Source organism: Acinetobacter sp. ACNIH2 (genome assembly GCF_002934965.1).
GTDB classification, from domain to species: Bacteria; Pseudomonadota; Gammaproteobacteria; order Pseudomonadales; family Moraxellaceae; genus Acinetobacter; species Acinetobacter tandoii.
On sequence record NZ_CP026412.1, the window covers coordinates 83,073 to 108,695 of the forward strand.

A 25,623-nucleotide genomic window follows, 5' to 3' on the forward strand; every position below is an offset into this window, starting at 1 on the left:
ATCTATCAATCCCCCTATTATTTATCTTTATTCAAAACGACTAAACCCAATTGCTCTGAATAAGTCAGCTTTTTGTTACTGTCATATTCTGGAAGCATTATTTCTCCATAACGCTTTGATAATTTTTCTACTTCACTCTTAATATCTTCATTTTCTGAATCTTTTTCAATTGCCATGCGACACAAAATGTCGCCATAATTTCGATTAAGCCAAAGTTTTTCTTTCTCTAAATCATTGAGTTCAACACAAGAAATATTATAAAAACCTGTCCGCTCAATATACTCACCAAAATCATCTTTCTCACAAAATATAAGCTTGTCATTTTTCCAAACGGCAAAGAGTTGAATATTGGGTGAGCTTTGTCTAAAGGCATTAAAACGTTGTGGCAGCGCGGTTAAAAACCATTTTTGCGTGAGCCAACCATTTAACGGTTGTGCCCCAACTTTTGCATAAGCCGTTAAAGCATCTGCCATGACAGCATGCTCTAAATCAGCTAATTTTTTAGTCGGTTGCAATGGACAATTACGTTGTATGCGAGGAATTGCATTAATGCCTGATTCAATATTCTGAATATCTACAAGTTCAGCAAGATTTTTGGTGTCTAATTTGAAATTCCCTTTCGCAGAATTAACTTCAAAACCTGGCTTTTCAAAAGCAACTTCAGCTTTTCTTAAACCTTTTAAGTTATATTGCAGCAAAGCAATATTTGGCTTTTCAATATTCTGTTCTAATTTACGATGCCGAAGTACACGACCTGCCAACTGAATAATCGAACGATATGAAGATGGCTCCACAATTGCCCAATCAAAATCATGATCTCGCCCAACTTCTTCAACAGGGGTCGCCACTAAAATAAAAATGACATTGTATACTTGGGTAGAATCTAAATGTTGCCGAATCATAGGGTTGGAAAATGCTTTGGGCTGTTCACCCATTTTTTCTTTCCGTTTTAGCACTTCATCTAAATGATGTTCCTGCTCACTGCGCAGTAATAAAACTTGTCGACTATGATATGCCATGGTACGAGCAGCCACATCAGGCGACCATTCTGCATTCAATAAATACTGGGTCAATGCGACACAAGGTGAAACATTAGCAACTCGAATCACTCCAAAGGAAACTTTCTTACCTGTCTTTTCATCAATCGTATGATGATCATGATGTAATTTTTCTACATGCTGTTGAATACGGCTAAAATATTCTGTCTGCACACTTTCATCTAATTGTTGCGTGTTTTTTTCTACCACTAAATCGGCACAATCAATCAGATATGCCTTATGTTTCACCACTTGTTCTAATAAAGATTTGGCGCGAATTTGTACAAATTTTTCATGTGCCTTTTCATAATCCAAAACATTATTATGGTTATTCGCTAATGGAACCGTTTGTATTTGCGCTTTGAACTCATCGACCCACATGCTGACTACATCTGTATTTTTTAATTTTTTAAAAGCACAATACAATTGCCATCCTTGCTGATAAGCATTGAAAAACCCTTCTGCCAATGCAGGTGGGATTGTTGCAGATGAAATCATCACCTTACGCCCCAGCATTCCTGTTAAATGGACTAAGCGAGCAATCGCAATTAAATCTTGCCCATTAAAATCATCAACTTCATCAATGACTAAATCTGAAGACAACAACCTTAAACATGGCAAAATATATTTCCCACCGCGTTTGGTTTCGGTAGCAGACATCATATGATCAATGGTACAAGCCAAAACAGGCTTATATAAAAATGCTTTATTTCGTTCTGCCTGATTTTGTGGAAATAATGCATTCATAAAATCGGCTTGTGGCATCGACTCATAATCGAGTTCATTATCCAATAATTGTTCTAAAGATTCAGAACCAATCTCGGCAAGATCATTTTCTATTTCATCTTTCTTTTGCGTGTTTTTATGATGTAACTCCTGAACCGCTTTAGAACCAATCAGAACTGCAAGCTCATCATTGCCCAAACCAATGTCATTACGATAAGAACCCCCTGTTTGTAGGGTTAAAGTCCTTAAACCCAAAGCGAGGATATAACGCAATGAATCCGCATTTGGAGAAAGAGCCTGCATAATTTTGGCATTGGCAATGGTTTTACCTTTGCCTGTACTTGCCATATTGACAATAAACCAACCCTGTTTTTCAGAACCTTCATTCTTTTGAATAAATTGCTGAATACTTTTGACTGCCTGATCTTGCCACTCAAAACCATCAGGACTTTTCTTTTTTAGTTTTTGAATGTCATAAGCAGGTTCCATCTCATCAGCCAAACGGCTTAAGGATTGTGCAACTTTCATTGCATTATCGCTCACACGCACAAGATGCTCATCTAAAAATTGTTTTGGCTGTTTGTTTTTTTGATCCGTGTTAGCAATTAAAGTTAGTTTGGTTTTCCAATTTTCATCTGCATCACAAGATGAATAATAATGATCACCTAGCATCAAACATAAACGCGCATGATGCACAATCACCCGCCAACTACCATCCGCAAATATTTGTTCGGTATGACTTAATTCTTGTAATAAACGTCCTGACCATTTTTTGATTTGTTTCGTCCATTCTGTAGATTGACTGAGTAAACCTTGTTCAAACTCAAAACACTGTTTTAAACGTACCTTATAATCATTTTCATCAAATTTATTCTGATACCCCCAATCTGCCCCAATACTTTTTAATAAACTTGAAAGTGTTTCTTTTGGGACAGATGCATAAGCCTTTCGACGATCTTCTTCTTTTAAGTCAGGCAAACGATGATGTGAAACAATCAACCACGAAACCAGTTGCGCCATAGGTGGCAGTTGATCTAAAGCTTTGGACTGATCTAAATTTTGTGTAATGGTTTGTTTTAATGCATCTTCACTCCAACTGTGTTGAAGTAATAAATTCAGCCATGCTTCATCATGTTTAACATTGCCCGAATGTTGTATTAAGACATTAAGTAATAGACATGAAATCCATTCGTGCCGCAGTGGATCACCCTTTTTACTATTCTTACTCTCTGGTTGTAGTTTTTCTTGGAATAAAACTGTTGCTTTGCCCCAGTCATGTAGTAAAGCAGAAATAGCCACCAATGCTTTGATTAGAGGCAAATAGTGCCAATCATTTTCCCATTTATTTTGATCTAATTTCTTCTTTGTTGTATTTACAGGTACAATGCCCTGCGCATTAAATTTATTCCGATTCCCTACGATCCACAGCAATTCGCTTCGACGTCTGCCTCGAATCCAGTGACAGCTTACCGCAGTACTTTTAGTCACCGTTTTACGCAAGAGTTTTTTAACCGCAATTAAGCCATCTTCAGTGATCACCGTTTGCCATGTGTTATCGCCAATTCGGTCAGCAAATGCATCCAATACACGGCGAGTGCGAGGAATCGCTTTCTTTTCACATTGAGAGACAAAGGTCACAATCATGCTTCATCCCCATGCTTTGCAGCCAATGCCGCATCTTTCACCTGATCAAACATCCAATCCAAACATTTATGCTCGATAAATTTCTGTAAGATTTGAGATCTAAACTCTTGCTCAGCCATACGCTCTTTGGCGCAAATAAAGGCATAAGGAAGTACCACAGCGTCCTTAATTAAATCCGCAACATCAAATACCAAAGCACCGCGACGGGTTTTACCATGCATCACCGCAAAACCATGAGGAATTCCGAGCACCCAAAGTGTTGTTGCGGCTAAACCATAGGCTAAATAATTGCCGTGATTGAGAAAGTCATTGGCTAAGTCTCCTTGTTCGGGATTACGACTAAACTCTTTGCTTCCACAACGGGTTGCAGCAATTTTATAAAGTTGTTTGGTCATGGCCGCTTCATGCAAAAGCAAATCACCGACTTTTGTGGTGTTAGGAATCTTCTTTTCAAAACCATCCAGTGCAGTTTGAATATCCCGATCATCCAAATAAAAACCCTGCTCTTTTAAATCACGGTCTTTGTCCCAAACTTTTCGAATAAATTCGACACGCGCAAACTGAAATTGTTTTGCGACTTCTAAACGCTTAGCCTCATCAAACCAAAATTGCATCCAACCTTGCATATATTCTGTTGGTCGGTACTCGCTTTGCGGGGTCATCCACTCAATTTCACTACCCATAAAAAGCGGCGTTCCACCCCCACCACAAAAACCAACCAATACTCCTGCACTGGCGAGCATTCGCATTGCAGCTTGGGTAATGGATGTACCTGTACCCAGTAAAATTACTGTGGTATTGGCAATCGGAATATTCCAGTATTGGTTTTCATTTTTGGCTTCGGTTAAGTAAAGCACCCGACCATCTTTTTGCATGACACGTGCATGTTCAAGGTAATAGACATTTGCACGTTTTGAATGAAGAATTGCTTTTAAGTCCGATGGATTCAGTTGTTCCATTTTTTATAAAACTATAAATATAATAATTAAAATGAGTATAAAAAAATTATGGGAAAAATATATAAAGCTTTAATCTAAAACGACATACTTTGACGTCTATTTAATTTTTTAGTTTAAACAAAATTCTTATTCTTAACCTAAAATTTGCTCATCAAGCCTACATTTGGTATCTAAAATAGAACTCAATAAATAAGACCATAAGCAGTCCAATTCATTATGATTTAACTGATTTCTTTTTTCGATAATCTAAATAAAACTCAATTGAAGACCAAATGACAACCAATAAAAAAAAGAAAAATACCAACAGAAAAGCGGAAAAATACATCATCTTGTTCAATCCTAAACTTGCTTTGGTAAAACGAAAGATATCTAGTGAAGTCCCATTTCATCTACGACAAAAGTCTAATATGGTTTAAATGTAATGAATAGTGATTTTTCCAATAAATTAAGAATTTTTTTCAATGAGTTAATAAGTAAAATCAATAAATAAGCTAATTTATTGGCATAAGCACAACACCATTACAAAATAGAAAAGATCAAATATACATTTGTATTTTATATACGCAATTACATCATTCCAGCCATTGACCTTATTTTGAAATAGGCAGACATTAGCAAGCTTGATTAACCCCAAAACATTAAGATCCGCTATGTTAAAAAAAATGATTGGCGAATCCGCATTTAAACTTGCGGGCTGGCAATATCACGTAGAACCGAATACCCTCGAAAACAAACAAGTAATTGTAGGTTTTGAGCACACATCAATGATGGATGCTGTTTTATCTCTTGCCTTATTCCAAATTTACGATATTAAAATTCATACACTTATCAAAAAAGAATTGTTTAAAGGCCCTTTAAAACCCTTGTTAGAAGCGATTGGTGGCATCCCTGTCGACCGCAAATCGAACCAAGACATTGTGGGACAAATGGTCGACCTTTTTGCTTCTCATGAAAAATTTAATTTGGTCATTGCACCTGAGGCAACGCGAGCAAAAAATGGTGAAGCGCGCAAACCTATCCGCACAGGCTTTTGGCATATTGCTAAAGCTGCCAATGTGCCTATTGTATTGATGTATGCCAATTCACAAACCAAACAAGGCGGTATTTTTGGTAAAATTTACCCTACAGAATTGCACCATGACCTTGCTTTAATGCAAAAACTGTATAAAGAAAATGTGGGATTGGAAATTATTATTCCTGAACCCAAATAGCACCGTTCAATTGTTTAAAAACTCAAACTTAAGCCCTTTCTCTGAAAAAAGGGCTTATGGTAGAATCTGCTCAATTTGATTTGGCATAAAGCCAATCTACAAGGAGCATATTTCGCATGGCGGGTCATTCCAAGTGGGCTAATACTAAGCATCGTAAAGCAAAACAAGATGCGAGCCGCGCTAAAGTATTCACAAAATTCATTCGTGAAATCGTTACAGCTGCCCGTTTAGGCGGTGGTGATGTTGCATCTAACCCACGTTTACGTGCTGTCGTTGAGAAAGCATTAGTCGCAAATATGACACGTGATACGATCAACCGTGCAATCCAGCGTGGTGTTGGTGGTGAAGAAAATGCTGATTTAAAAGAGGTCACTTACGAAGGTTATGGCGTGGGTGGTGTTGCAGTCATCGTAGAAACAATGACTGACAACTTAAACCGTACTGTGCCAGATGTTCGTCACTGTTTTTCTAAAACTGATGGTAACTTAGGTACCAATGGTTCAGTGGCATTCTTGTTTACTAAACGTGGCGAAATCACTTTTGAAGATGTTTCTTTAGAAGATAAAATTATGGATGTCGCTTTAGAAGCAGGTGCGGAAGATATTGAAGTGACTGAAGATGAAATCCTGGTCATTACTACACCTGAATCGTTTGGTGATGTACAGGATGCTTTGACTGCTGCTGGCTTAAAATCTGACAATGCTGAAGTCGTGATGAACCCTTCAACTAAAGCATTGATTTCTGATATCGATCAAGCGAAAAAAATCGTGAAAATGATTGATATGTTTGAAGACTTAGATGACGTGCAAAACGTTTATACGAACGTTGAATTTACAGAAGAAGTTTTAGCTCAGCTAGATGAGTAATCTTTCAAAAAATAAAAAAACGCGCCTATAAGCGCGTTTTTTTATTGATGAATACATACGGTATTGCTTATATCAGCGATTAAACTAACATTAAAAATTTTGAGAGTTTAAACCTTATTCAATAAACCACGACAGTTAAATACATTGTATTCCTTAATGACGAAGCTCGAATGTAAAGCAACAACGTGCTCAATTTTACCAATTCGATTGAGAAGAATTTGACTGTAATTTTCCATATCACGTGCAATCACTTCCACAATAAAATCTGCGGACTGCCCTGTGACTAAAAAAGCATTAATCACTTCTGGAATACTTTCTAATTCTTCTAAAAATTTGGAAAAGGTATCGGTATCGTGCTTACTTAAAGAAACTTGCAGTAATACATGTAAGCTAAAACCCAGTTTTTGATAATTGATGTCTCGACGTACATTGGTCATGACATTGGTATCAATCAAATGTTTAATACGGCGATGAACTGAGCTGACCGAAAGATTAATTCGCTCTGACAGTTCATTCAGATTCACATCTTCATGGGTCAATATTTCCAGAATCTGTTTGTCAAAGCGGTCTAATTCCATCACTGGCTCCAAGATAAAATAATAAAATACAGATAAGAACACATGGAAGAATTATTTGAATTATGCAAGATACGTGTTCAATATCTAAGACGATTATTTCGTTTATTCCACTAAAAATAAAGTCATGCATACTAGATATTTTTATCAGGCATTAGATTTATAGAAATTTAATGCCATAAATGTCCTTGAAGATAAATTAAAAATTATTCAAGGGTGATCATTACACATCTTTTTTCAATGAGTAATACAGCAAAGATTACATACCACGCCAGTCTACACGCGCATTACGTTCAGTATAATATATACGCTGTACATATTGCCCTAAAGGTAAATCCAAAAGTTGATGCTTGAAGATATAAAAATCTTCCGAACTTCCTGAAATATAGTCTTCTTCACGTTCCCAAGGGGTTCCCGCTATTTCCAATAAGGGTGCTAGCATGGAACAGACCGAAATATCTGCAAACCCTAAACGCTCACCCACAAAATAACGTCCATCATTTTCTAATAATTTCTGATTCAATACACTGATGAGCTGTTCCATCTGATGCTTAGAATATTCAACTTTTTCGGCATCAAGCTGGTAGCTCTTAGACACCAGTGTTCTTAAAATAGGTTTAGAAAATTTCTCAAATTGGCGCAGATAACCTTTTTCACCAATCATAATGTCTAAAGTTTCATCACTTTCAGATAGACTTTGTGCTAATCCCCAACGGCGTACATGTAAGCCAAGCTCGGACGCCAACGCATTAATTTCTAATGCTGCTTCTCTTAAATGTGGGTCTGCACGTAATAAAGCATGTTCAGGATACGTTTGATCTAAATACAGTGCAATTTGTGTTGAATCTGCAACCCAATGTTCGTTGTCTCGTAAAATCGGAAGTTTATTTTGCCCTGTTTTAAGTTGGGCAAAAGCACGATGCACACCAGGTATTAAATTCTGCGCAACAAAATCAAGTTGTTTATGATCGAGTAACCAGCGAGCTTTCTCACAATAATGAGATAAAGGAAACTGGTATAAAATTCGCATAAACACTCCAAAAGCTGATCGGAACATTGATTTTTGAGAAAACCAACGCTTTCAGTCTGTTACTTTAGTCAGTCAAAGCCAGAAACACAATGTCATTTTTATCCCAAAATAAATATAGCTGAGCCTTTTACAGTTATATAATTTTGTGGCTTAAATATCTTTAAACAAGATAACCCGCCTCTTTCAATTCAGTAGCTGAAATTTCAAAATTTAAATTATTATTTAAAATCAATTATTTAACTTATCTGTTTTTATTCAAACTTTACCACTTTAAGTTTTAAACATTGTTTTTCATAAGTACATAGAAATCAGTCAGTTAATTTTTTAAAGCTGAGATATTAACGTTTTGACATTGTTTCGAAGGTGTCATCATGGCTTATATCAATTCTAAAAACGTACAGATCATCAAAAATGATCAAGATGCAATTAATGCAGCTTACCAAGTTGCAGATTTTGCACTCGAGGAAAGAAATGTTCGAGATCAAACCCGTACATTACCTTTTGCAGAAATTGAACAATTTAGCCAAAAAGGCTTAGGCGGTTTAAGAATTCCCAAACAATATGGCGGTGCTTATGTTTCCAATAAAACACTGGCACGCGTATTCCGTATTTTGAATAAAGCCGATTCGAGCATCGGGCAAATCCCTCAAAATCAAATTAGCTTACTTTATCTCATTGACTTGATGGGCACCGAAGCGCAAAAGCAGTTCATTTTTCAAGAAATTTTAGCAGGTAAACGCCTTGCCAATGGTGGTCCTGAGCGCCATACCAAAGACTCTAAAACACTCAACACCATTTTGAGTATTGAAAATAGCCACTACTATCTTCAAGGTGAAAAATTCTATTCCACAGGCAGCAGCTTCGCCCACTGGTTAGCCATTAAAGCCATTCATCCTGAAGGTCATGTAGTGCTCGTCATCGTAAATCGTGAAGCGCAAGGCGTAGAAGTGATTGATGATTGGGATGGTTTTGGACAACGCACCACATCGAGTGGCTCGGTCCGTCTGAACCATGTGGAAATTGATCCCTTTCTGATTTTTGATGAACGCCTCTTAACGGCAGCACCTACCTATCGTGGTGCTTATTCGCAACTGTTACAAGTCGCGATTGATGTCGGTATTGCTGAGGCTGCCTTTGAAGATACGTTGGCAACCATCAAAAAAGCGCGTCCAATTGTCGATGCCCAAGTGGAAAAAGCCAGCTTTGAACATTACACCCTACAAGAAGTAGGCAAACTGCAAATTCAACTTGAGGCCGCTATTTTACTGCTCGATGAAGCCGCAGAGTATTTAGATGAGTTAGATCAGCTTGAGGGGGTAACCAATGAGCAAGCTGCACGAGCCTCTATTCTCGTCGCTGAAGCCAAAATTTATGCCAATGATGCAGCACTGAATATTTCTGAAAAACTGCTCGAACTCGGGGGCAGTCGTTCGAGTTTAAGTCAATTCAATTTAGATCAGCACTGGCGTAATGCACGTGTGCACACCTTACATGATCCTGTGCGTTGGAAACTGCATGCGCTAGGTGATTATTACCTGAATCATAAATTACCTGCCCGCCATGCATGGATTTAAGGAGAATAACATGACCTCATTTCAAAGTATTTCCCCTGCACAGGCAGCACAACTTGCACCTGCACATATTATTCAATCCGATGCCGAAGCCTTAGAAATTGCGCATACCTTGGCAGAACAATTCAAGCACAATGCGATTCTGCGCGATGCTGAGCGCATTTTGCCTTTTGATGAAATTGAAGCTTATAGCCAGTCTGGACTTTGGGCCATTACGGTACCTAAACAATATGGGGGTGCTGAAGTTTCGAGCTATACCGTGGCGCAGATTATTGCCCTTATGAGTGGTGTGGATGGTTCAATCGGTCAGATCCCACAAAATCATTTCTACGCCCTTGAAGTACTGCGTAATACAGGTACTGAACAACAAAAACAAAAACTGTATCAGGAGGTATTGCAAGGTGCGCGCTTTGGTAATGCGCTTGCAGAATTTAAAACTAAGAATGCCGCACAAAAACAAACTGCAATTTCTCCGACAGCAAATGGTTTTATCGTAAATGGTGAAAAATTCTACTGCACTGGCAGTTTGTTTGCACATCGTATTCCAACTTTGGTCAAAGATGCCCATGATCGTGAATTTCTGGCCTTTATTCCGCGTAACAGTGAAGGCTTGGAGCTGATTGATGATTGGTCGGGATTTGGACAACGCACTACAGGCAGCGGTACGGTTAAATTCCATCAAGTCTTTGTTGCTGCAGAAGATGTAATTCCTTTCGATCAAGCCTTTCAACAGCCTACTTTGGTTGGACCTTTTGCCCAAATTATGCATGCGGCAATTGAAACAGGCATCGCCCGTGCTGCTTTTGAAGAAACCTTGATTCGCGTTCGTCAAGCCCGTCCTTGGATTGATTCAGGTGTAGATGCTGCAACCCAAGACCCACTCACCTTATTAGAATTAGGTCGTGTCGTGGCAGATGTTCGCGCTAGCGAAGTGTTATTAAAACAAGCTGCTCGCTCTATCGATGCCGCCAAACCGCAACCCACCGAAGACAGCATTACTCAAGCGTCTTTAGACGTTGCCAAAGTACGTGCCCATAGTAGTGAAACAGCACTTAAAGCATCGTCCAAACTGATTGAACTGGCAGGTAGCCGTGGTAGCCAGCGTGTAGATGGTTTAGATCGTTTCTGGCGTAACGCCCGCGTGCATACCCTGCATGATGCGGCACGTTGGAAGTATTACTTCATTGCCAATTACACTCTCAACGGCATTCGCCCTCCACGTCGGGGGACCTTATAATGACACAACAAACGCAAAAAAAGATTATTTTAAATGCCTTTGATATGAATTCGGTTGGGCATATCAATCATGGTTTATGGACACATCCGCGAGATCAATCGCACCGTTTTAATGAACTCAGTTATTGGACTGAATTGGCACAAACCTTAGAACAAGGCTTATTTGACGGTCTATTTATTGCCGACATTACGGGTGTTTATGATGTCTATCAGAATGGTATTGATTTAACTCTGAAAGAATCGATCCAGTTGCCTAGTCATGATCCAAGTACCTTGGTTTCAGCTATGGCTGCTGCAACTCAACATTTGGGTTTTGGTGTTACGGTTAATTTAAGCTATGAAAATCCATATCAATTTGCCCGTCGTTTTGCCAGTTTAGACCATTTAACCCAAGGTCGTATCGGTTGGAATATTGTGACTGGCTATTTGGATAGCGCAGAACGATTGGTGGGACAAAAAGGCCTAAAAGAACACGACTTGCGTTATGCCCAAGCCGAAGAATTTCTTGAGCTTTGCTATAAGTTTTGGGAAGGCTCTTGGGAAAATGACGCGGTATTGAAAGATAAAGCACAGCGTATTTTTACCGATCCCGCTAAAGTACATGCCATTCAGCATCAGGGACAGTTTTATCAAAGTCAAGGGGTGTTTCAAGTCTCTCCCTCACCACAGCGTACCCCCGTTTTATATCAGGCAGGCGCTTCGCCACGTGGTTTAGCATTTGCGACTCAACATGCAGAAGGTATTTTTATTGGTGGAGATCGACCAGAGAAGATTAAGCAACAGGTCGATAAAATTCGTGCCCTCGCAGTTGCTCAAGGTCGAGATGCAAATAACGTTAAAATCTTTGTTGGCATTACTGTTGTGACTGCAGAAACGGATGCATTGGCTCAAGAAAAATTGGCTGAATATATCCGCTATGCCAGTCCTGAAGCGGGTTTAGCACATTACTCCAGTTCGGTAGGCATCGATTTATCCAAATTTGCTGATGATGAAGCGATTCCTTATCAAAAAACCAATAGCATTGCCTCAGTCAATCAAAAGTTTAAAGAACAAACCATTACACGCAATGACTTAAAAGCACAGCATGTCTTGGGTGGACGTTATCCCCTCATTATTGGAAGTGGCGCGGCTGTGGCAGAACAACTGATTCGGTGGATCGATGAAACAGGCATCGATGGCTTTAATCTGACCCGCACGGTTGCCCCAGAATCACATCAAGACTTTATTCGCTATGTCATCCCTGAATTGCAACAACGTGGGCGCTACAAAACAAGCTACAGCGAAGGCAGTTTAAGACACAAACTATTTCAACAAGGCGGCCATCTTGCCGACCATCATCCTGTACAGCAGTTCCGATGTTTAAGCTCAAATTCGTCTCCAGACTTAACCACACATTCAGAAAAACAGACAGCTTAACAGCTGTAAATTTGAAAATACGAGAGATAACATGGCTTTAACTGCAAAAAATAAATTTACCTTTTTAGGGGTACTTGTCGCTGCACTGGTGATTGGGCTAGTGGCGTGGAGTTACCATAAAAAGACCAGCAATACCGAGTTAGTGATTGGTATTAGCCCACCCTTTGCTAACCCATTAAAGGTTGCCGTCGAAGAGGCGAAACAACAAGGGATCAATGTCAAACTGGTGGAATTTTCCGACTGGAATACCCCGAATATTACTTTGAATCATGGTGATATTGATGCCAATTATTTCCAGCATCAACCCTTCTTGGACAATGCTATCAAAGAAACTCAATTCAAACTAAAAGCATTGGATAAAGGCGTCACAACCCATGTTGGCCTATACTCCAAGAAATACCATTCACTGGATGAACTACCAGATCAAGCTCGCGTAGTCATTCCAAATGATCCTGTGAATCAAGGTCGTGCATTGTTGCTGTTACAACAAGCCAAACTAATTACCTTAAAAAATCCAGAGAATCATTTATCTAACTTACAAGACATTGCTGCCAATCCTAAAAAGCTACAATTTATTGAAGTTGAAGGGCCGCAAACGGCACGCGCAGTGGATGATGCTGACTTAGTTTTCAGTTACCCACATTATTTACGTCTTGCCAAAACCATTGACCCGAATGATGCGCTGATTTTAGATGACAATACCAATACCCGTTATTCGATTTTATTTGTGGTGCGCGATGACTACCAACAGCAACATCCAGAGAAAGCAGCACAATTAGAAAAATTTATCAAAATTTATCAGACTTCTGCCAAAGTTAAACAAACTTTGAATGATGAGATTGGCTCAAAACTTTGGTTCCCTGGTTGGAAGTGAGATTGAGCAATGACAGATTCAGTTTTTAAGCCCCAAAATCGTAAGGTATGGCTGATTGGACTGACCGTTGTAATCTTGATTGCTGCTGTAGCGGTTTACCGCTACAGCAAAAGTCAGGCACAACAAGATGTTTTAACCATTGGCATTAGCCCACCTTATGCAGAACTGCTGCAAAGTGTTGCAGATGATGTAAAAAAACAAGGGATTCAGGTCAAACTGGTCGAATTCTCTGACTGGCATGCACCCAATGTCGCAGTACAAAACGGCGATATTGATGCCAACTTTTTCCAGCAAAGCGTCTTTTTACGCAATGCAATTCGTGAAACTCAATATGACTTACATGCCTTTGCCACAGGTACAGGCAGTCATGTTGGACTATATTCTAAAAAATATAAGTCCTTACAGGAACTCCCAAACAAAGCCCGTGTGGTCATTCCGAATGATCCTGTAAACTCTGCACGCGCACTGATTTTGCTACACCGTGCAGGTTTAATTCAATTGAAGGATATCAATAACGAACTTTCAACCGTGCAGGACATCATCCAAAATCCGAAACAACTGCAATTTATTGAAGTTGAAGGGCCACAAACTGCACATGCATATAACGATGCCGACCTCATCTTTGGTTTTCCACATTACTTAAAAATGGCGAAAGTAACCGATCCGCATAGCGCTCTGTTTCTCGACCCTATCGATAAGAAATACGCAATTTTGTTCGTCACACGTAAAGACTACAGCGATCACAATCAAAAATTAGCCACTTTCGTTAAAGCTTTCCAAAACTCTAAAAAAGTTCAAGAGATTTTAGACCGAGATTTTGGCAGCAAAATGTGGTTTGAAGGCTGGAAATAAGGAGAAAGACAATGGTGAGTTTTGGTTCTCATGTGGATTTTTCCCTTCCACATATCAAAATCCGTAATTTGAACAAGTATTATGCAGTACAAAACCAACAAGTCCATGCACTAAAGAATATCGATTTGGATATTCCTGAAGGTAAGATTTTCGGCATTATTGGTAAAAGTGGTGCGGGAAAATCTTCCCTATTGCGTACACTCAATGGCCTAGAAAAAGTCAGTGAAGGTAGCATTCACATCCATCAACAGAATTTGGCTGAACTCGATCATGCAGAACTCATCCAATTACGTCAGCGTATTGGCATGATCTTTCAGCACTTCAATTTAATGTCGGCTAAAACCGTGTGGGAGAATGTAGCACTACCGCTGAAGATCGCCAATTACAGTACGACTGAAATTGAGCAACGCGTCAGCGAAGTACTGCAACTGGTGGGTTTAGCCAATAAGGCTCAACACTATCCATCGCAACTCTCTGGTGGGCAAAAGCAGCGTGTCGGCATTGCCCGTGCGCTGGTGCATCATCCTGAAATATTATTATGTGATGAAGCAACCTCTGCACTTGATCCAGAAAGTACCTCAGTGGTGTTATCGCTGCTCAAGGAAATCAATCAAACCCTCGGTATTACCATTGTCCTGATTACTCATGAAATGCAAGTCATCCGTGAAATTTGCGACCAAGTTGTGGTGATTGAACACGGTGAAATCGTGGAGTCTGGACAAGTCTGGTCGGTATTTTCCAATCCTCAGCAGCAAATTACTCAAGAGTTGCTCAATTTAGAAGAATTAGATTTGCCCTTTCAGTTACACGAGCAACCACTAGCAGAATCGAGTCAGGTAATCTTGCGATTAAGTTATGCCTCACCCCTGCAACATGCACCAGATCTAAATTCGATATTCTCGGCAATCGATCGCCCTGTTCATCTCTATCAAAGTCATATTGATTCAATTCAGGAACATTTGATTGGAAAATTTGTGGTAGCTGTACCACAGCATGATCTGGATATCCATCAGCTTAAACAACAACTGCAACACCAGTTTGCCAAAATTGAGGTATTAGGCTATGCACAACCAACTCATTGACCTTTTGCTCACAGGAACTGTTGATACGCTAATTATGGTCGGCGTATCGGCAATTTTAGCTTTCCTAATTGGCTTACCTATGGCAGTCATACTGGTGAATACCAGTGAGCACGGCATTTATCCCTCAAAACCGATTAACCAAGCTTTGGGTTGGGTGGTGAATATTACCCGTTCGGTGCCTTTCCTGATTTTAATGGTAGCCTTGATTCCTTTAACACGCTTTATTGTTGGCACCAGTTATGGCGTTTGGGCTGCCGTTGTGCCTCTCACCTTAGCTGCAACACCATTCTTTGCACGTATTGCTGAAGTGAGCTTACGTGAGGTCGATCAAGGCCTAATTGAAGCCGCGCAAGCCATTGGTTGTAACCGTAAACAAATCATTTGGCATGTATTACTGCCTGAAGCTTTACCTGGAATTGTGGCAGGCTTTACCGTAACAATTGTCACCATGATTAATTCTTCAGCGATTGCAGGTGCCATTGGCGCAGGTGGATTAGGTGATATTGCCTACCGTTATGGTTATCAACGTTTCGATATGCAAATCATGCTCGCGGTTATTGTAGTTTTAGTGGTTCTGGTTATGTTAGTACAAGCAACAGGAGATGCACTTGCACAACAACTAGACAAACGAAAAGTTTAACAATCATGCACTTGAAGGTGCCGAAAAGAAAGATACGAGCCATGACCTGACTTTGTCATGGCTTTCATGTAAAATCAGCGCCAATTTTTAAATAATACGTTGTGAGTCATTTCATGGGTTTTAATTGCGGTATTGTCGGCTTGCCGAACGTTGGTAAATCTACCCTTTTCAATGCGTTAACTAAAGCAGCAATTGCGGCAGAAAACTTTCCGTTCTGTACCATTGAACCAAACACAGGGATTGTTCCTGTTCCAGATTTACGTTTAGACAAATTAACTGCCATCGTAAAACCACAACGTGTGCTTCCAACCACAATGGAATTTGTAGACATCGCAGGTTTGGTTGCTGGCGCGTCTAAAGGTGAAGGTTTAGGTAACCAATTCCTTGCCAACATCCGTGAAACTGATGCGATTGCACACGTGGTTCGTTGTTTTGAAGATGAAAACGTCATTCACGTGAATGGTAAAATTGACCCCTTAGATGATATTGCCACCATCAATACTGAACTTGCACTTGCGGACTTGGAAACTGTAACCAAAGCAGTAACACGTTTAGCTAAATCAGCGAAAAGTGGTGATAAAGATGCGATTGCAACAAAAGCTGTTTTAGACAAAATTCTACCTTTATTAGATGAAGGTAAACCAGCTCGTGCTGCCACGCTTGATGAGGATGAACGTAAATTGGTACGTGGTTTTGGTTTAATGACTTTAAAACCAACCATGTACATCGCCAACGTGGCTGAAGATGGTTTTGAAAACAACCCGCATTTAGACGCAGTTAAAAAACTTGCTGCTGAAGAAAATGCGATTGTGGTTCCATTGTGCAACCAAATCGAAGCTGAAATTTCATTACTTGAAGATGAAGACCGTGCTGAATTCCTTGAAGCTCTGGGTATGGAAGAACCTGGTCTGAACGTGGTGATCCGTGCAGGTTATGCATTACTTGGCTTACAAACTTACTTCACAGCAGGCGTACAAGAAGTACGTGCTTGGACTGTAAAAGTAGGTGCAACTGCACCACAAGCTGCGGGCGTCATTCACACTGACTTTGAAAAAGGCTTCATCCGTGCTGAATGTATTGCTTATGATGACTTCATTCAATACAACGGCGAAGCAGGTGCCAAAGAAGCTGGTAAATGGCGTTTAGAAGGTAAAACTTACGTGGTACAAGACGGCGACGTTTTACATTTCCGTTTCAATGTCTAATTTCATTTAGATATTGCTAAAAGCCAGTGATAACACTGGCTTTTTTATATCCTAAATATGAGTTAACCAAGCTCAGCAACAACAGCACTTAACTTCGTGTACATAAGATGCAGAGTGCCCCTCCCGTTTCTGTCGCCTGAAATCTTTAGCATCATTCAAACATAAGTGACTCAGGTTAAGTAAAGCTTTATTTGATAAATATAATGATAATAATTATCATTATATTTACATTAAATCCAACATCGCCTACACTCCTATGCATACATAACTAAAAACTTAGATTGAAAGGATGATGCTATGGCTTATACCCTTCCCCATTTACCTTATGCCTATGATGCACTCGAACCGCATATTGATGCGAAAACCATGGAAATCCATCATCGTAAGCATCATCAGACTTACATCAATAATATTAATGCAGGCATTGAAGGGACACCGTGGGAAAACTTAACTGTGGAGCAATTAGTCACTCAGGTAAATAATGTTCCTACACAACTCAAAAACAATATCATCAACAACGCAGGTGGACATGCCAACCACAGCTTATTCTGGACCATTATGAGTCCTCAAGGCGGTGGACAACCTATAGGCAAAATTGCGGTAGCGATAGAGGCTGAGCTAGGCGGATTTGACAACTTCAAAGAGGCTTTTACCAAAGCGGCACTCACCCGCTTTGGTAGTGGATGGGCTTGGCTAACAGTTACCCCAGATCAAAAATTATTGGTAGAGAGCAGTGCCAATCAGGACTCACCACTCATGCAGGGTCACACGCCCATTTTGGCACTCGATGTTTGGGAACATGCCTATTACCTCAAATATCAGAACAGACGTCCCGAATATATTTCAGCTTTTTTTAATGTTATCGACTGGCAAGAAGTCAACCGACGTTATGAACAAACCATCCAGTAATATGCACACGGTCACTGAATTACCTATGCCATCCTTTCATCAACTACGCTTTATATTGGGTGTTTTTATTTTGCTAAGTGGTGCCTTACTTTGCATTTATAAAGTTGCAACATCCTTAAATGCATTCTAACGTTGAAGAATCCTGCCGAATACGTCTCTATCAATCATGCAAAGCATTGGGCAGGCTGAATTTAAGGACTAAATCTGAACTGGTTTCGTATCCATCGCTGCGCGTTGCTTTCGCGCCTGTTCCAATATACGTTGTTGCAATTCTTGTCTAAAGCCCATCATAAAAATTGCTTCTGCTAACACAAATAACGGACCAATGATCAAACCAATTAAATCATCGACAAAGGCAGGTTTTTTCTTTTCATAAAAATGCCCAACAAACTGAAATACCCAGCCCACCACAAAAATACCAACACTCAGCATTAACCACGTCGCCAAACCAAAACCAGCAATCTTTAATGCCAAAGGATAGACTGCAGAAAATAGCAATAACATGATACAGCCAAACCAGAGATCTAATTTCAAATAATACGTACAACTCACTATAATCAAGACCAATGCTAAGGTAATTTCAAATCCTGAAAAGTGAAACCCTACCCTTGCAGTCAAACACATAATGGAAAACACAATCAGCGGAATCCCGACAAAATGGGTTAAAATATTTTTATGATCAAGATGATAAGCCGCATACTGGCTTAAAAGTTGTTCTAATTTACTCATTGGGATCGTCCTTGTAAGATGCATAAACTCACTATATAAAAAAATCATTTTTATAGTTGTCACCTAGCCGACAATTCAAAAAATAAGGATGCCCATGTCACTGCAAATGGATGATCTTCAACATCTTGCCAATAACCGTTGGTATTCTGAATTACCACTCCCCTTTCAGCAGTTTATTCAGGAACATGCGCTTATACAGCACTATCAGAAAGAACAAGCTATTTTTTATTCTGGAGATGCTTTTGATGGAATCTATGCGGTACTCGATGGTGCAGTACGCTTAGGTTATGTCGATATTGAAGGTACAGAATCTATTGCTGCAATTGCAGAACCCATCATGTGGTTCGGTGAAATCTCTTTAATTGATCAGCAACTGCGCTCCCACGATGCCATTTCGATTCAAAAAACACGAATCCTGCATATTCCTAGTGCGGCTATCCACACTTTACTCACTACACAGCCGCAGTTCTGGTTTCATATTGCTCAACTCACCAGCCAGAAATTACGTATTGCCTTTTTAGAGCTGATTTCAATTCAAACTCAGACCATCAGGCAACGGCTTGCTCTACGATTAATGCTGATTTTACAAGGCTATGGCAATCATGTCCTGATTGAAAAAAATGTCATTCAACTCAGTCAAGAACAACTTGCCCAGATGCTAACTTGCTCACGGCAAACGGTGAATCAGGAATTGCAGGCTTTAGAAAAACTGGGGGTGTTAAATCTGGCATTTAAAAAAATTGAAATTATAGATCAAGAGCAATTACATCGCTTAGCACATACTCGACAGAGTTGAATTCATCAACATCAACTGTCATTTTATGGTGCAAAACTTTTCACCATAAATGTGCATTAAATATTAAAAGCACCAAAAAGCAACATTAATTTAAGAGGTTAATTGACAGACATTAACGTCATCAAAGCCATTGGTGCAAGGTGCAACTTCTTGTGCAACAGAATCATGCAAAGCTGTATGTACTTGTACAAGTTGTGCATTCACAGTTGAACTGAATACGCATAAAAGACTAAAAGTTAGGACAGATATTTTCCGCATAAAGCGATAACCTCGTGATAATAAATGTGACTTTTCACATAAATTATACACTTTTTATCACATTAGGATAATGCATAAAATTAATCAAATCAGTGTTATTTTCTATTATGGTAGTGACTGTTTAAAGCTGCATTACAATTCTCTAAATCACAATACAGCTTTGAACATAAAAGTTTTATGAATTAAAGGCCTTTTTCTTTGGGTCGGTGTTACCTAACTCTGGATGCTCTAGTGCATCTTTACATTGTGCTTTGTCTCGTTCGTAATCCGCTTTTGTCTGAGAAACTGTCGCTGAGTTTTCCATGGTTTCACGCGCCCAAACATCTAAACTGGTCAAAGCCTTACGACACAATGCATATTTTCCTTCAGTAACCGAATCTGTCATTTTGACATTAATGCGCCAATCAGTACTGAGTTTTCGCGCAGGTTTACGCACCTTTTCTTCTATTAAATTACGTTGCTTACGATATACATAAGGATCCGCCTCGTTCATGAATCGCCATGCTTCATGTGCATAAGTGGTCGCATCATTGGTCAATTTAGGCGCAGCTTTAATTTCCGCTTTCTTTTCAGCATGATCTGAAGATTGACCACAACCTTGTAAAAACAAAGCACTACTTATTACAGAAACAACAAGCACAGGCGCTCTAAGTATTCGCATTCAGGGAATCACCGCAACAATCGAGTAAGCACTATGCTAGTAAATTCGGCTACAATACACAATCTTATTTGACCTATCGTTTAACTCTAACAAGGTGTGTCGTGTCACAACACAAATTAACACCCACGCAAACAGCGGGCTTTTGGCAAGGTGCCAAAGATAGCCAAGCAATTATCTTTACTTATTTACCTGTATCTTTTGCATTTGGGGTTTCAGCAACACAGTTTGGCTTTAGTGCTTGGGAAGCCTTATTTCTCTCTTGTACCATGTATGCGGGTGCTAGCCAATTTCTGGTGGTTGCACTACTTGGTAGTGGAACCTCCATCTGGATGACGGCACTGACTGTCATTGCCTTGGACATTCGTCACTTACTATATGGACCTGCCCTACAAAATTTAATTCAAGATCGTTTGAATTTAAAAAAAACCGCAATTTGGGCGTGGGGACTGACAGATGAGGTATTTGCTTCAGGCATGATCAAACTCTCTCAACGACGCCAAGAATGGTCTGAATCTTGGATGTTGGGACTGAGTTTATTTAGCTGGTTATCTTGGGCAACTGGCTCATTCTTGGGTGGACTGTTTGCCGATCAAGTCGGCAATCTACCGCTATTTCTGCAGGCGGCACTAGATTTCTTATTACCCGCGCTATTCCTCAGTTTCCTACTGGCTGCTTTTGAGAAAAAACATACCTTTGTGGTCAGTGTGACTATTTTAGTATCTGCGATCGCCTGCTATCTCGTAGATCTCTCTGCGGCAATTTTCATTGGTATTTCATCAGGTATATTTGCAGGTTTGTTTAAGCACTATGTCCTCAAACAACATGATGCAGAACTTACAGGAGCATCACATGAATCTTGAAATCATATTGGTAGGTATTGTGGTCGGTATTGCAAATTTTGCCTCACGTTTTGGTCCTTTTTTTGTCATTCAGAAGTTTCAACAAAATTCGCAAAAGCGCGGTGCATTGTGGTTAAAAATTGCCTTGGGCTCGATTGGGATTTCAGCTATTAGCTCCATGTTGGTCGTTGCGACACTTCCTCCACTGTTAGAAACACCCAACAAAAGTTTAGCAATGCTGATAGGGTTTCTGGTTCTGACGGGCTTATATTTCAAATTTAAGAAAATTGTCCCTGCAACCTTAACTGCTGCTTTGACCTACGGCTTGGTTTATACCTATATGCCTTTTCATTTTTAATTTATTTTGAACGAATGATTCACAGCACAATTAATCACTTGAGAGCAATTTTCAGGTGATTAACTAAAAATATAAAATAAACTTACTTTATGAAAGTAATCATATTTTCCTTTTATAACTTAAGATTCTAATCAGCGTAAACTTAAAAGAAATTGTTCGACAATCTTATCATTTTATGTGAATCATACCTGAACACTACGCTGAGTTCTGCTATGCTAAAACCCCATTTACGCAAGGATGAATCACATGAGCGTGACTATTGGTACTCCCCTTCAATCTTCTGCATTTAAAGTTCTACTGTTAGGGTCAGGTGAACTCGGAAAAGAAGTGGTGATTTCACTGCAACGTTTGGGTGTCGAAGTACACGCTGCTGACCGATACGACCATGCTCCTGCCATGCAAGTTGCGCATTATCAATACACCTTAAATATGGCAAATCCTGAAGAATTAAAACAACTGATTGCACAAGTAAAACCTCACCTTATTGTTCCTGAAATTGAAGCGATTGCAACTGAAGTTCTGGTTGAAATTGAAGCAAGCCAAACTGCAACGATCATTCCTTCTGCAAAAGCTGTGAACCTCACCATGAACCGTGAAGGCATCCGTCGTTTGGCCGCAGAAGAACTTGGCTTACCCACCTCCGCTTACCGTTTTGCCGATTCTCTCGAATCTTTCCGTGCTGCTTGCGATGACATTGGTTATCCAAACTTTGTGAAACCTGTAATGTCCTCTTCGGGCAAAGGTCAATCACGTGTAAAAAGCTTTGCCGAAGTCGATGCAGCTTGGGAATATGCACAAACAGGTGGTCGTGTGAATCAGGGTAAAGTGATTGTTGAATCGCAAATTGATTTTGATTTTGAAATTACCCTTCTTACTGTTCGCGCCAAAAATGCCGAAACAGGTGAAATCGAAACCCAATACTGCGACCCAATTGGTCATCGTCAAGATTCAGGCGACTATGTAGAAAGCTGGCAACCTCAAGCCATGACAGCCGTGGCATTGGAAGAAGCTAAACGAATTTCTCACAAAGTCACAACTGCTTTAGGCGGTTGCGGTATTTTTGGCGTGGAATTGTTTGTCAAAGGTGACAAAGTATGGTTTAGTGAAGTTTCACCACGTCCACACGATACAGGTCTTGTGACTTTAGCCTCCCAATATCAAAGCGAATTTGAATTACATGCTCGCGCCATTTTAGGCTTGCCTGTCAATACAACTCGCCACAGTATTGCTGCAAGTGCTGTCATTTACGCGGGTGTGGATGATACCAATCTTTCCTTCTCTGGCTTAAATCTTGCTTTGGCAAATCCAAATACTGATTTACGCCTGTTCGGAAAACCTGAAGGCTTTAAACGCCGTCGTATGGGTGTTGCTACTGCACGTGCTGAAACTACGGATCAAGCACGTGAGTTGGCACAACACGCTGCGGATCAAGTCATTGTGAATCAGAACTAACTTATACATATTACGGACCACTGTTCATGATCAATACTTTACCATTGTTGAATTACGTCAAAAGTAACCATGATATTCAAGCAATTAACCAATGGCGTACCGATGTAGAAAAACAATTACAGGAAAGTTTTGAACATGGACAGTCCATTCGTGATGTCATTTTAGCGCGATCTCATCTAATTGATGAAGCGTTACAATTTCTCTGGCAACATGCCGAATTAGATCAAACCAAACTCGGTCTATTTGCAGTGGGCGGCTATGGTCGCCGTGAAATGCTGCCGTACTCAGATGTCGATATCATGATCTTGTCGGAAGATGAAATTACCGCAGATCAAGAAAAACTGATTTCTATTTTTATTTCTTCACTTTGGGATGTTGGCAATTTTAAACCAGGCATCAGTGTGCGCAGTATTCGCCAATGTGTCGAAGAAGCTACCAATGATCTGACTGTTGCCACTACCCTAATTGAAGCACGACTAATTATCGGCTATGAACATCTCGCGCGTTGGCCGCGTCGTATCGTTTCACAAACATGGACAGATAAAACCTTCTTTGATGCAAAGATGGAAGAGCAACACCGTCGCTATGCGCAGCACAACAATACCGAAAGCAATTTAGAACCTGATATTAAAAATGCTCCAGGCGGTATCCGAGATATCAACCAAATTGGCTGGATTGCAAAGCGCCACTTTAGGGTCAATCGTATTTATGATTTAGTCCATTTGGGCTTTATTTCCGAATTTGAACTGGGTGTGCTCGAAGAAGCCGAGAGTTTCTTATGGGAAATTCGCCATCACTTACACCGCCTAACCAAACGTGATGAAAACCGTTTATTATTTGACTATCAACGTGACATTGCCGCTATGTTTGGCTATGTGCGTGAAGAAGACAAATCACCTAATTATCCAATTGAACAGTTCATGAAGCGCTACTACCGTACTGCGCAGCAGGTTTCTACCCTGAATGAAATGTTATTGGCATATTTTAGTGAATCGGTCATCACCCCTCGACTACCACAATATGAACGTCAGATTGTGGAAATTAATGACAACTTCAAACTGGTCGATGGTAAGTTAGCAGTTCAACACCATAAAATTTTCGCAGAAAATCCAAGTGCAATTTTAGAATTATTCTATTTACTCGCAAACCGCCCAGAAATCGAAGGCATTCGCGCTCGTACTTTACGCCTATTGATTTTAGCCGCCAAACGCATCGATCAGGCCTATCGGGATAATCCAGAACATCAAGCCTTGTTCATGGCGATTATTCGTTCACCTTACCGTTTGTATGACACCATGGTTGCCATGAAGCGTTACGGCGTTTTGGGCAATTATATTCCTGCTTTCGGGCAAATTATGGGACTGATGCAGTATGATTTGTTTCATATTTATACTGTCGATGCGCATACGCTCCTATTGTTACGCAATTTAAACCGCTTTAAAGAGCCTGAATTTGCCAAAGATTTCCCAGTGGTCAGTTCAGTCTTCCAACGCTTAGCAAGACGAGACATCGTATTCTTAGCTGCCTTGTTCCACGACATAGCCAAAGGTCGCGGTGGAGACCACAGTGAACTCGGCGCAGAAGATGCGATAGAATTCTGCCGCGTGCATGGCTTTACCGAACGTGAATGCAAACTGGTGGCTTGGTTAATTCACAATCACTTACTCATGTCACTGACGGCACAGAAAAAAGATATTTCCGACCCAGATGTAGTCAAAGATTTTGCCGAAAAACTCGGGGATATGGAGCATTTAGACTATCTCTATACCCTCACAGTGGCGGATATTAATGCCACCAATCCAAAACTCTGGAACTCGTGGCGTGCATCACTCATGCGTCAACTGTATACCCATGCCCGTGACATTATTCGTACTGGTCTTGGTCGTCCTGTGGACTATCAAATGCTGATTGAGGACACCAAATTTGCAGCCAGTGAAATGTTAGTGAATGATTTCTCTTTGACTGATGTAGAAAAAGTCTGGCAAGAACTCGGCGATGAATATTTCATTAAAGAATCGGCTGATGAAATTGCTTGGCATACCCGTGCGATATTAGAACACGGTGAAAATCCAGCACCTCTGGTATTAATGCGAGCACATCGTAAATCAGCACAAGATGCCGTGCAGATCTTTATTTATACGCGCGATCAACCCAACTTATTCGCAACCACTGTGGCCATTTTAGACCGAATGAATCTGGATGTTCAGGATGCAAGAATTATTACTGCAACCACTGCGTTTAGTTTAGATACCTATGTGGTTTTAGACCGTTTTGGCACGTTATTAACCGATCCTGAACGAGAGGCTACAGTCATTCATTCTCTCACTTCAGCACTCAGCCAATCCGATAAGTACCCAGGATTAATGCAACGCCGTATTCCACGCCAACTTCGTCATTTTGATATTGAAAATACGGTAGATGTAACCTTAAACGAAGCATTACAGCAAAATATGGTTGAAATTTCTACACTTGACCATCCTGGATTACTTGCGAAAATTGGTGGTCTGTTTATGATGCAAGGTTTAGACATTCACTCTGCTAAAATCGCCACTTTAGGCGAGCGCGCCGAAGATATTTTCTTTGTCACCAAAAAAGATGGCTTACCAATGACAGAAGAAGAAACGGTATTATTTGCCAATCAACTGAAGCTCGCATTGGATGAAGCCTCTAATCAGGTCTGTGGTCAACATTAATTTT

22 protein-coding genes are annotated in these 25,623 nt (G+C 40.1%); 16 read left to right on the forward strand and 6 right to left on the reverse strand.

Annotated elements, in window-relative coordinates; genetic code table 11:
• Positions 1-17 precede the first annotated feature (17 nt).
• Both cas3f and cas1f read right to left on the reverse strand, forming a co-directional pair.
• The gene (cas3f, locus tag C3F34_RS00340) at positions 18-3,407 is read right to left on the reverse strand and encodes a type I-F CRISPR-associated helicase Cas3f (RefSeq protein ID WP_104440803.1); all 3,390 of its coding nucleotides are present in this window, start codon (positions 3,405-3,407) and stop codon (positions 18-20) included.
• Positions 3,404-4,366, reverse strand: coding sequence for a type I-F CRISPR-associated endonuclease Cas1f (cas1f, locus tag C3F34_RS00345; RefSeq protein ID WP_104440804.1), 963 nt, complete (start codon positions 4,364-4,366; stop codon positions 3,404-3,406). The genes cas3f and cas1f overlap by 4 nt, the downstream gene beginning before the upstream one ends.
• A gap of 650 nt (positions 4,367-5,016) precedes the next feature.
• On the opposite strand from cas1f, the gene C3F34_RS00350 reads away from it, so the two are divergent.
• A complete protein-coding gene (locus tag C3F34_RS00350) occupies positions 5,017-5,577 on the forward strand; it encodes a 1-acyl-sn-glycerol-3-phosphate acyltransferase (protein WP_044739488.1) in 561 nt (186 codons plus the stop codon).
• Between the two features lie 116 nt (positions 5,578-5,693).
• A complete protein-coding gene (locus C3F34_RS00355; RefSeq protein ID WP_016167535.1) occupies positions 5,694-6,443 on the forward strand; it encodes a YebC/PmpR family DNA-binding transcriptional regulator in 750 nt (249 codons plus the stop codon).
• 107 nt (positions 6,444-6,550) lie between these two features.
• On the opposite strand, the gene C3F34_RS00360 is transcribed toward C3F34_RS00355, so the two are convergent.
• Both C3F34_RS00360 and C3F34_RS00365 read right to left on the reverse strand, forming a co-directional pair.
• The gene (locus C3F34_RS00360; RefSeq protein WP_016167534.1) at positions 6,551-7,021 is read right to left on the reverse strand and encodes an Lrp/AsnC family transcriptional regulator; all 471 of its coding nucleotides are present in this window, start codon (positions 7,019-7,021) and stop codon (positions 6,551-6,553) included.
• A 256-nt stretch (positions 7,022-7,277) separates the two neighbouring features.
• Positions 7,278-8,048: a glutathione S-transferase family protein gene (locus C3F34_RS00365; RefSeq protein WP_016167533.1), complete on the reverse strand. Its 771-nt coding sequence runs from the start codon at positions 8,046-8,048 to the stop codon at positions 7,278-7,280.
• A 371-nt stretch (positions 8,049-8,419) separates the two neighbouring features.
• Between C3F34_RS00365 and C3F34_RS00370 the strand changes: the two genes are divergently transcribed.
• From C3F34_RS00370 to C3F34_RS00410, 9 genes are all read left to right on the forward strand, one after another.
• Positions 8,420-9,622: an SfnB family sulfur acquisition oxidoreductase gene (locus tag C3F34_RS00370; RefSeq protein WP_104440805.1), complete on the forward strand. Its 1,203-nt coding sequence runs from the start codon at positions 8,420-8,422 to the stop codon at positions 9,620-9,622.
• A 10-nt stretch (positions 9,623-9,632) separates the two neighbouring features.
• Positions 9,633-10,856, forward strand: a complete 1,224-nt coding sequence (locus C3F34_RS00375; RefSeq protein WP_104440806.1) for an SfnB family sulfur acquisition oxidoreductase — start codon at positions 9,633-9,635, stop codon at positions 10,854-10,856.
• Positions 10,856-12,271 carry an LLM class flavin-dependent oxidoreductase gene (locus C3F34_RS00380; protein WP_104440807.1) on the forward strand — a complete coding sequence of 472 codons (1,416 nt, stop codon included), beginning with the start codon at positions 10,856-10,858 and terminating at the stop codon, positions 12,269-12,271. Before C3F34_RS00375 ends, C3F34_RS00380 begins: the two co-directional genes overlap by 1 nt.
• 31 nt (positions 12,272-12,302) lie before the next feature.
• Positions 12,303-13,145 carry a MetQ/NlpA family ABC transporter substrate-binding protein gene (locus C3F34_RS00385; protein ID WP_044739484.1) on the forward strand — a complete coding sequence of 281 codons (843 nt, stop codon included), beginning with the start codon at positions 12,303-12,305 and terminating at the stop codon, positions 13,143-13,145.
• A 9-nt stretch (positions 13,146-13,154) separates the two neighbouring features.
• Complete coding sequence (locus C3F34_RS00390; protein WP_104440808.1) at positions 13,155-13,997, forward strand: MetQ/NlpA family ABC transporter substrate-binding protein; 843 nt, start codon at positions 13,155-13,157, stop codon at positions 13,995-13,997.
• An 11-nt stretch (positions 13,998-14,008) separates the two neighbouring features.
• Complete coding sequence (locus C3F34_RS00395; protein WP_104440809.1) at positions 14,009-15,079, forward strand: methionine ABC transporter ATP-binding protein; 1,071 nt, start codon at positions 14,009-14,011, stop codon at positions 15,077-15,079.
• Positions 15,060-15,719 carry a methionine ABC transporter permease gene (locus C3F34_RS00400; RefSeq protein ID WP_044739481.1) on the forward strand — a complete coding sequence of 220 codons (660 nt, stop codon included), beginning with the start codon at positions 15,060-15,062 and terminating at the stop codon, positions 15,717-15,719. The genes C3F34_RS00395 and C3F34_RS00400 overlap by 20 nt, the downstream gene beginning before the upstream one ends.
• Before the next feature lie 113 nt (positions 15,720-15,832).
• Entirely contained in the window at positions 15,833-16,924 is a 1,092-nt protein-coding gene (gene ychF / locus C3F34_RS00405; protein WP_104440810.1) for a redox-regulated ATPase YchF, read from the forward strand.
• A gap of 297 nt (positions 16,925-17,221) precedes the next feature.
• The gene (locus C3F34_RS00410) at positions 17,222-17,833 is read left to right on the forward strand and encodes a superoxide dismutase (RefSeq protein ID WP_104440811.1); all 612 of its coding nucleotides are present in this window, start codon (positions 17,222-17,224) and stop codon (positions 17,831-17,833) included.
• Positions 17,834-18,031: 198 nt separating this feature from the next.
• Here C3F34_RS00410 and C3F34_RS00415 read toward each other — a convergent pair whose 3' ends face one another.
• On the reverse strand, positions 18,032-18,562 hold the full coding sequence (locus C3F34_RS00415) for a DUF962 domain-containing protein (protein WP_104440812.1): 531 nt from the start codon (positions 18,560-18,562) through the stop codon (positions 18,032-18,034).
• Between the two features lie 94 nt (positions 18,563-18,656).
• Between C3F34_RS00415 and C3F34_RS00420 the strand changes: the two genes are divergently transcribed.
• A complete protein-coding gene (locus tag C3F34_RS00420) occupies positions 18,657-19,358 on the forward strand; it encodes a Crp/Fnr family transcriptional regulator (RefSeq protein WP_104440813.1) in 702 nt (233 codons plus the stop codon).
• Positions 19,359-19,791: 433 nt separating this feature from the next.
• Here the strand turns inward: C3F34_RS00420 and C3F34_RS00425 are convergent, their stop codons facing one another.
• Positions 19,792-20,277, reverse strand: a complete 486-nt coding sequence (locus tag C3F34_RS00425) for a hypothetical protein (protein WP_104440814.1) — start codon at positions 20,275-20,277, stop codon at positions 19,792-19,794.
• A gap of 101 nt (positions 20,278-20,378) precedes the next feature.
• Between C3F34_RS00425 and C3F34_RS00430 the strand changes: the two genes are divergently transcribed.
• From C3F34_RS00430 to glnD, 4 genes are all read left to right on the forward strand, one after another.
• Positions 20,379-21,137 (forward strand): AzlC family ABC transporter permease, encoded by a 759-nt coding sequence (locus C3F34_RS00430; protein ID WP_104440815.1) that lies wholly within the window; start codon positions 20,379-20,381, stop codon positions 21,135-21,137.
• On the forward strand, positions 21,127-21,474 hold the full coding sequence (gene ygaH, locus C3F34_RS00435) for an L-valine transporter subunit YgaH (RefSeq protein ID WP_016167518.1): 348 nt from the start codon (positions 21,127-21,129) through the stop codon (positions 21,472-21,474). The genes C3F34_RS00430 and ygaH overlap by 11 nt, the downstream gene beginning before the upstream one ends.
• Before the next feature lie 237 nt (positions 21,475-21,711).
• Positions 21,712-22,926: a formate-dependent phosphoribosylglycinamide formyltransferase gene (gene purT, locus C3F34_RS00440; RefSeq protein ID WP_171284944.1), complete on the forward strand. Its 1,215-nt coding sequence runs from the start codon at positions 21,712-21,714 to the stop codon at positions 22,924-22,926.
• 26 nt (positions 22,927-22,952) lie between these two features.
• The gene (gene glnD / locus C3F34_RS00445) at positions 22,953-25,619 is read left to right on the forward strand and encodes a [protein-PII] uridylyltransferase (RefSeq protein WP_044739473.1); all 2,667 of its coding nucleotides are present in this window, start codon (positions 22,953-22,955) and stop codon (positions 25,617-25,619) included.
• Positions 25,620-25,623 lie beyond the last annotated feature (4 nt).

What these genes read in the sequence shown, in the direction of transcription:
- cas3f (WP_104440803.1), bottom strand. Translation starts at nt 3,407, where the DNA reads ATGATTGTGACCTTTGTCTCTCAATGTGAAAAGAAAGCGATTCCTCGC.
- cas1f (WP_104440804.1), bottom strand. Translation starts at nt 4,366, where the DNA reads ATGGAACAACTGAATCCATCGGACTTAAAAGCAATTCTTCATTCAAAA.
- C3F34_RS00350 (WP_044739488.1), top strand. Translation starts at nt 5,017, where the DNA reads ATGTTAAAAAAAATGATTGGCGAATCCGCATTTAAACTTGCGGGCTGG.
- C3F34_RS00355 (WP_016167535.1), top strand. Translation starts at nt 5,694, where the DNA reads ATGGCGGGTCATTCCAAGTGGGCTAATACTAAGCATCGTAAAGCAAAA.
- C3F34_RS00360 (WP_016167534.1), bottom strand. Translation starts at nt 7,021, where the DNA reads ATGGAATTAGACCGCTTTGACAAACAGATTCTGGAAATATTGACCCAT.
- C3F34_RS00365 (WP_016167533.1), bottom strand. Translation starts at nt 8,048, where the DNA reads ATGCGAATTTTATACCAGTTTCCTTTATCTCATTATTGTGAGAAAGCT.
- C3F34_RS00370 (WP_104440805.1), top strand. Translation starts at nt 8,420, where the DNA reads ATGGCTTATATCAATTCTAAAAACGTACAGATCATCAAAAATGATCAA.
- C3F34_RS00375 (WP_104440806.1), top strand. Translation starts at nt 9,633, where the DNA reads ATGACCTCATTTCAAAGTATTTCCCCTGCACAGGCAGCACAACTTGCA.
- C3F34_RS00380 (WP_104440807.1), top strand. Translation starts at nt 10,856, where the DNA reads ATGACACAACAAACGCAAAAAAAGATTATTTTAAATGCCTTTGATATG.
- C3F34_RS00385 (WP_044739484.1), top strand. Translation starts at nt 12,303, where the DNA reads ATGGCTTTAACTGCAAAAAATAAATTTACCTTTTTAGGGGTACTTGTC.
- C3F34_RS00390 (WP_104440808.1), top strand. Translation starts at nt 13,155, where the DNA reads ATGACAGATTCAGTTTTTAAGCCCCAAAATCGTAAGGTATGGCTGATT.
- C3F34_RS00395 (WP_104440809.1), top strand. Translation starts at nt 14,009, where the DNA reads ATGGTGAGTTTTGGTTCTCATGTGGATTTTTCCCTTCCACATATCAAA.
- C3F34_RS00400 (WP_044739481.1), top strand. Translation starts at nt 15,060, where the DNA reads ATGCACAACCAACTCATTGACCTTTTGCTCACAGGAACTGTTGATACG.
- ychF (WP_104440810.1), top strand. Translation starts at nt 15,833, where the DNA reads ATGGGTTTTAATTGCGGTATTGTCGGCTTGCCGAACGTTGGTAAATCT.
- C3F34_RS00410 (WP_104440811.1), top strand. Translation starts at nt 17,222, where the DNA reads ATGGCTTATACCCTTCCCCATTTACCTTATGCCTATGATGCACTCGAA.
- C3F34_RS00415 (WP_104440812.1), bottom strand. Translation starts at nt 18,562, where the DNA reads ATGAGTAAATTAGAACAACTTTTAAGCCAGTATGCGGCTTATCATCTT.
- C3F34_RS00420 (WP_104440813.1), top strand. Translation starts at nt 18,657, where the DNA reads ATGTCACTGCAAATGGATGATCTTCAACATCTTGCCAATAACCGTTGG.
- C3F34_RS00425 (WP_104440814.1), bottom strand. Translation starts at nt 20,277, where the DNA reads ATGCGAATACTTAGAGCGCCTGTGCTTGTTGTTTCTGTAATAAGTAGT.
- ygaH (WP_016167518.1), top strand. Translation starts at nt 21,127, where the DNA reads ATGAATCTTGAAATCATATTGGTAGGTATTGTGGTCGGTATTGCAAAT.
- purT (WP_171284944.1), top strand. Translation starts at nt 21,712, where the DNA reads ATGAATCACATGAGCGTGACTATTGGTACTCCCCTTCAATCTTCTGCA.
- glnD (WP_044739473.1), top strand. Translation starts at nt 22,953, where the DNA reads ATGATCAATACTTTACCATTGTTGAATTACGTCAAAAGTAACCATGAT.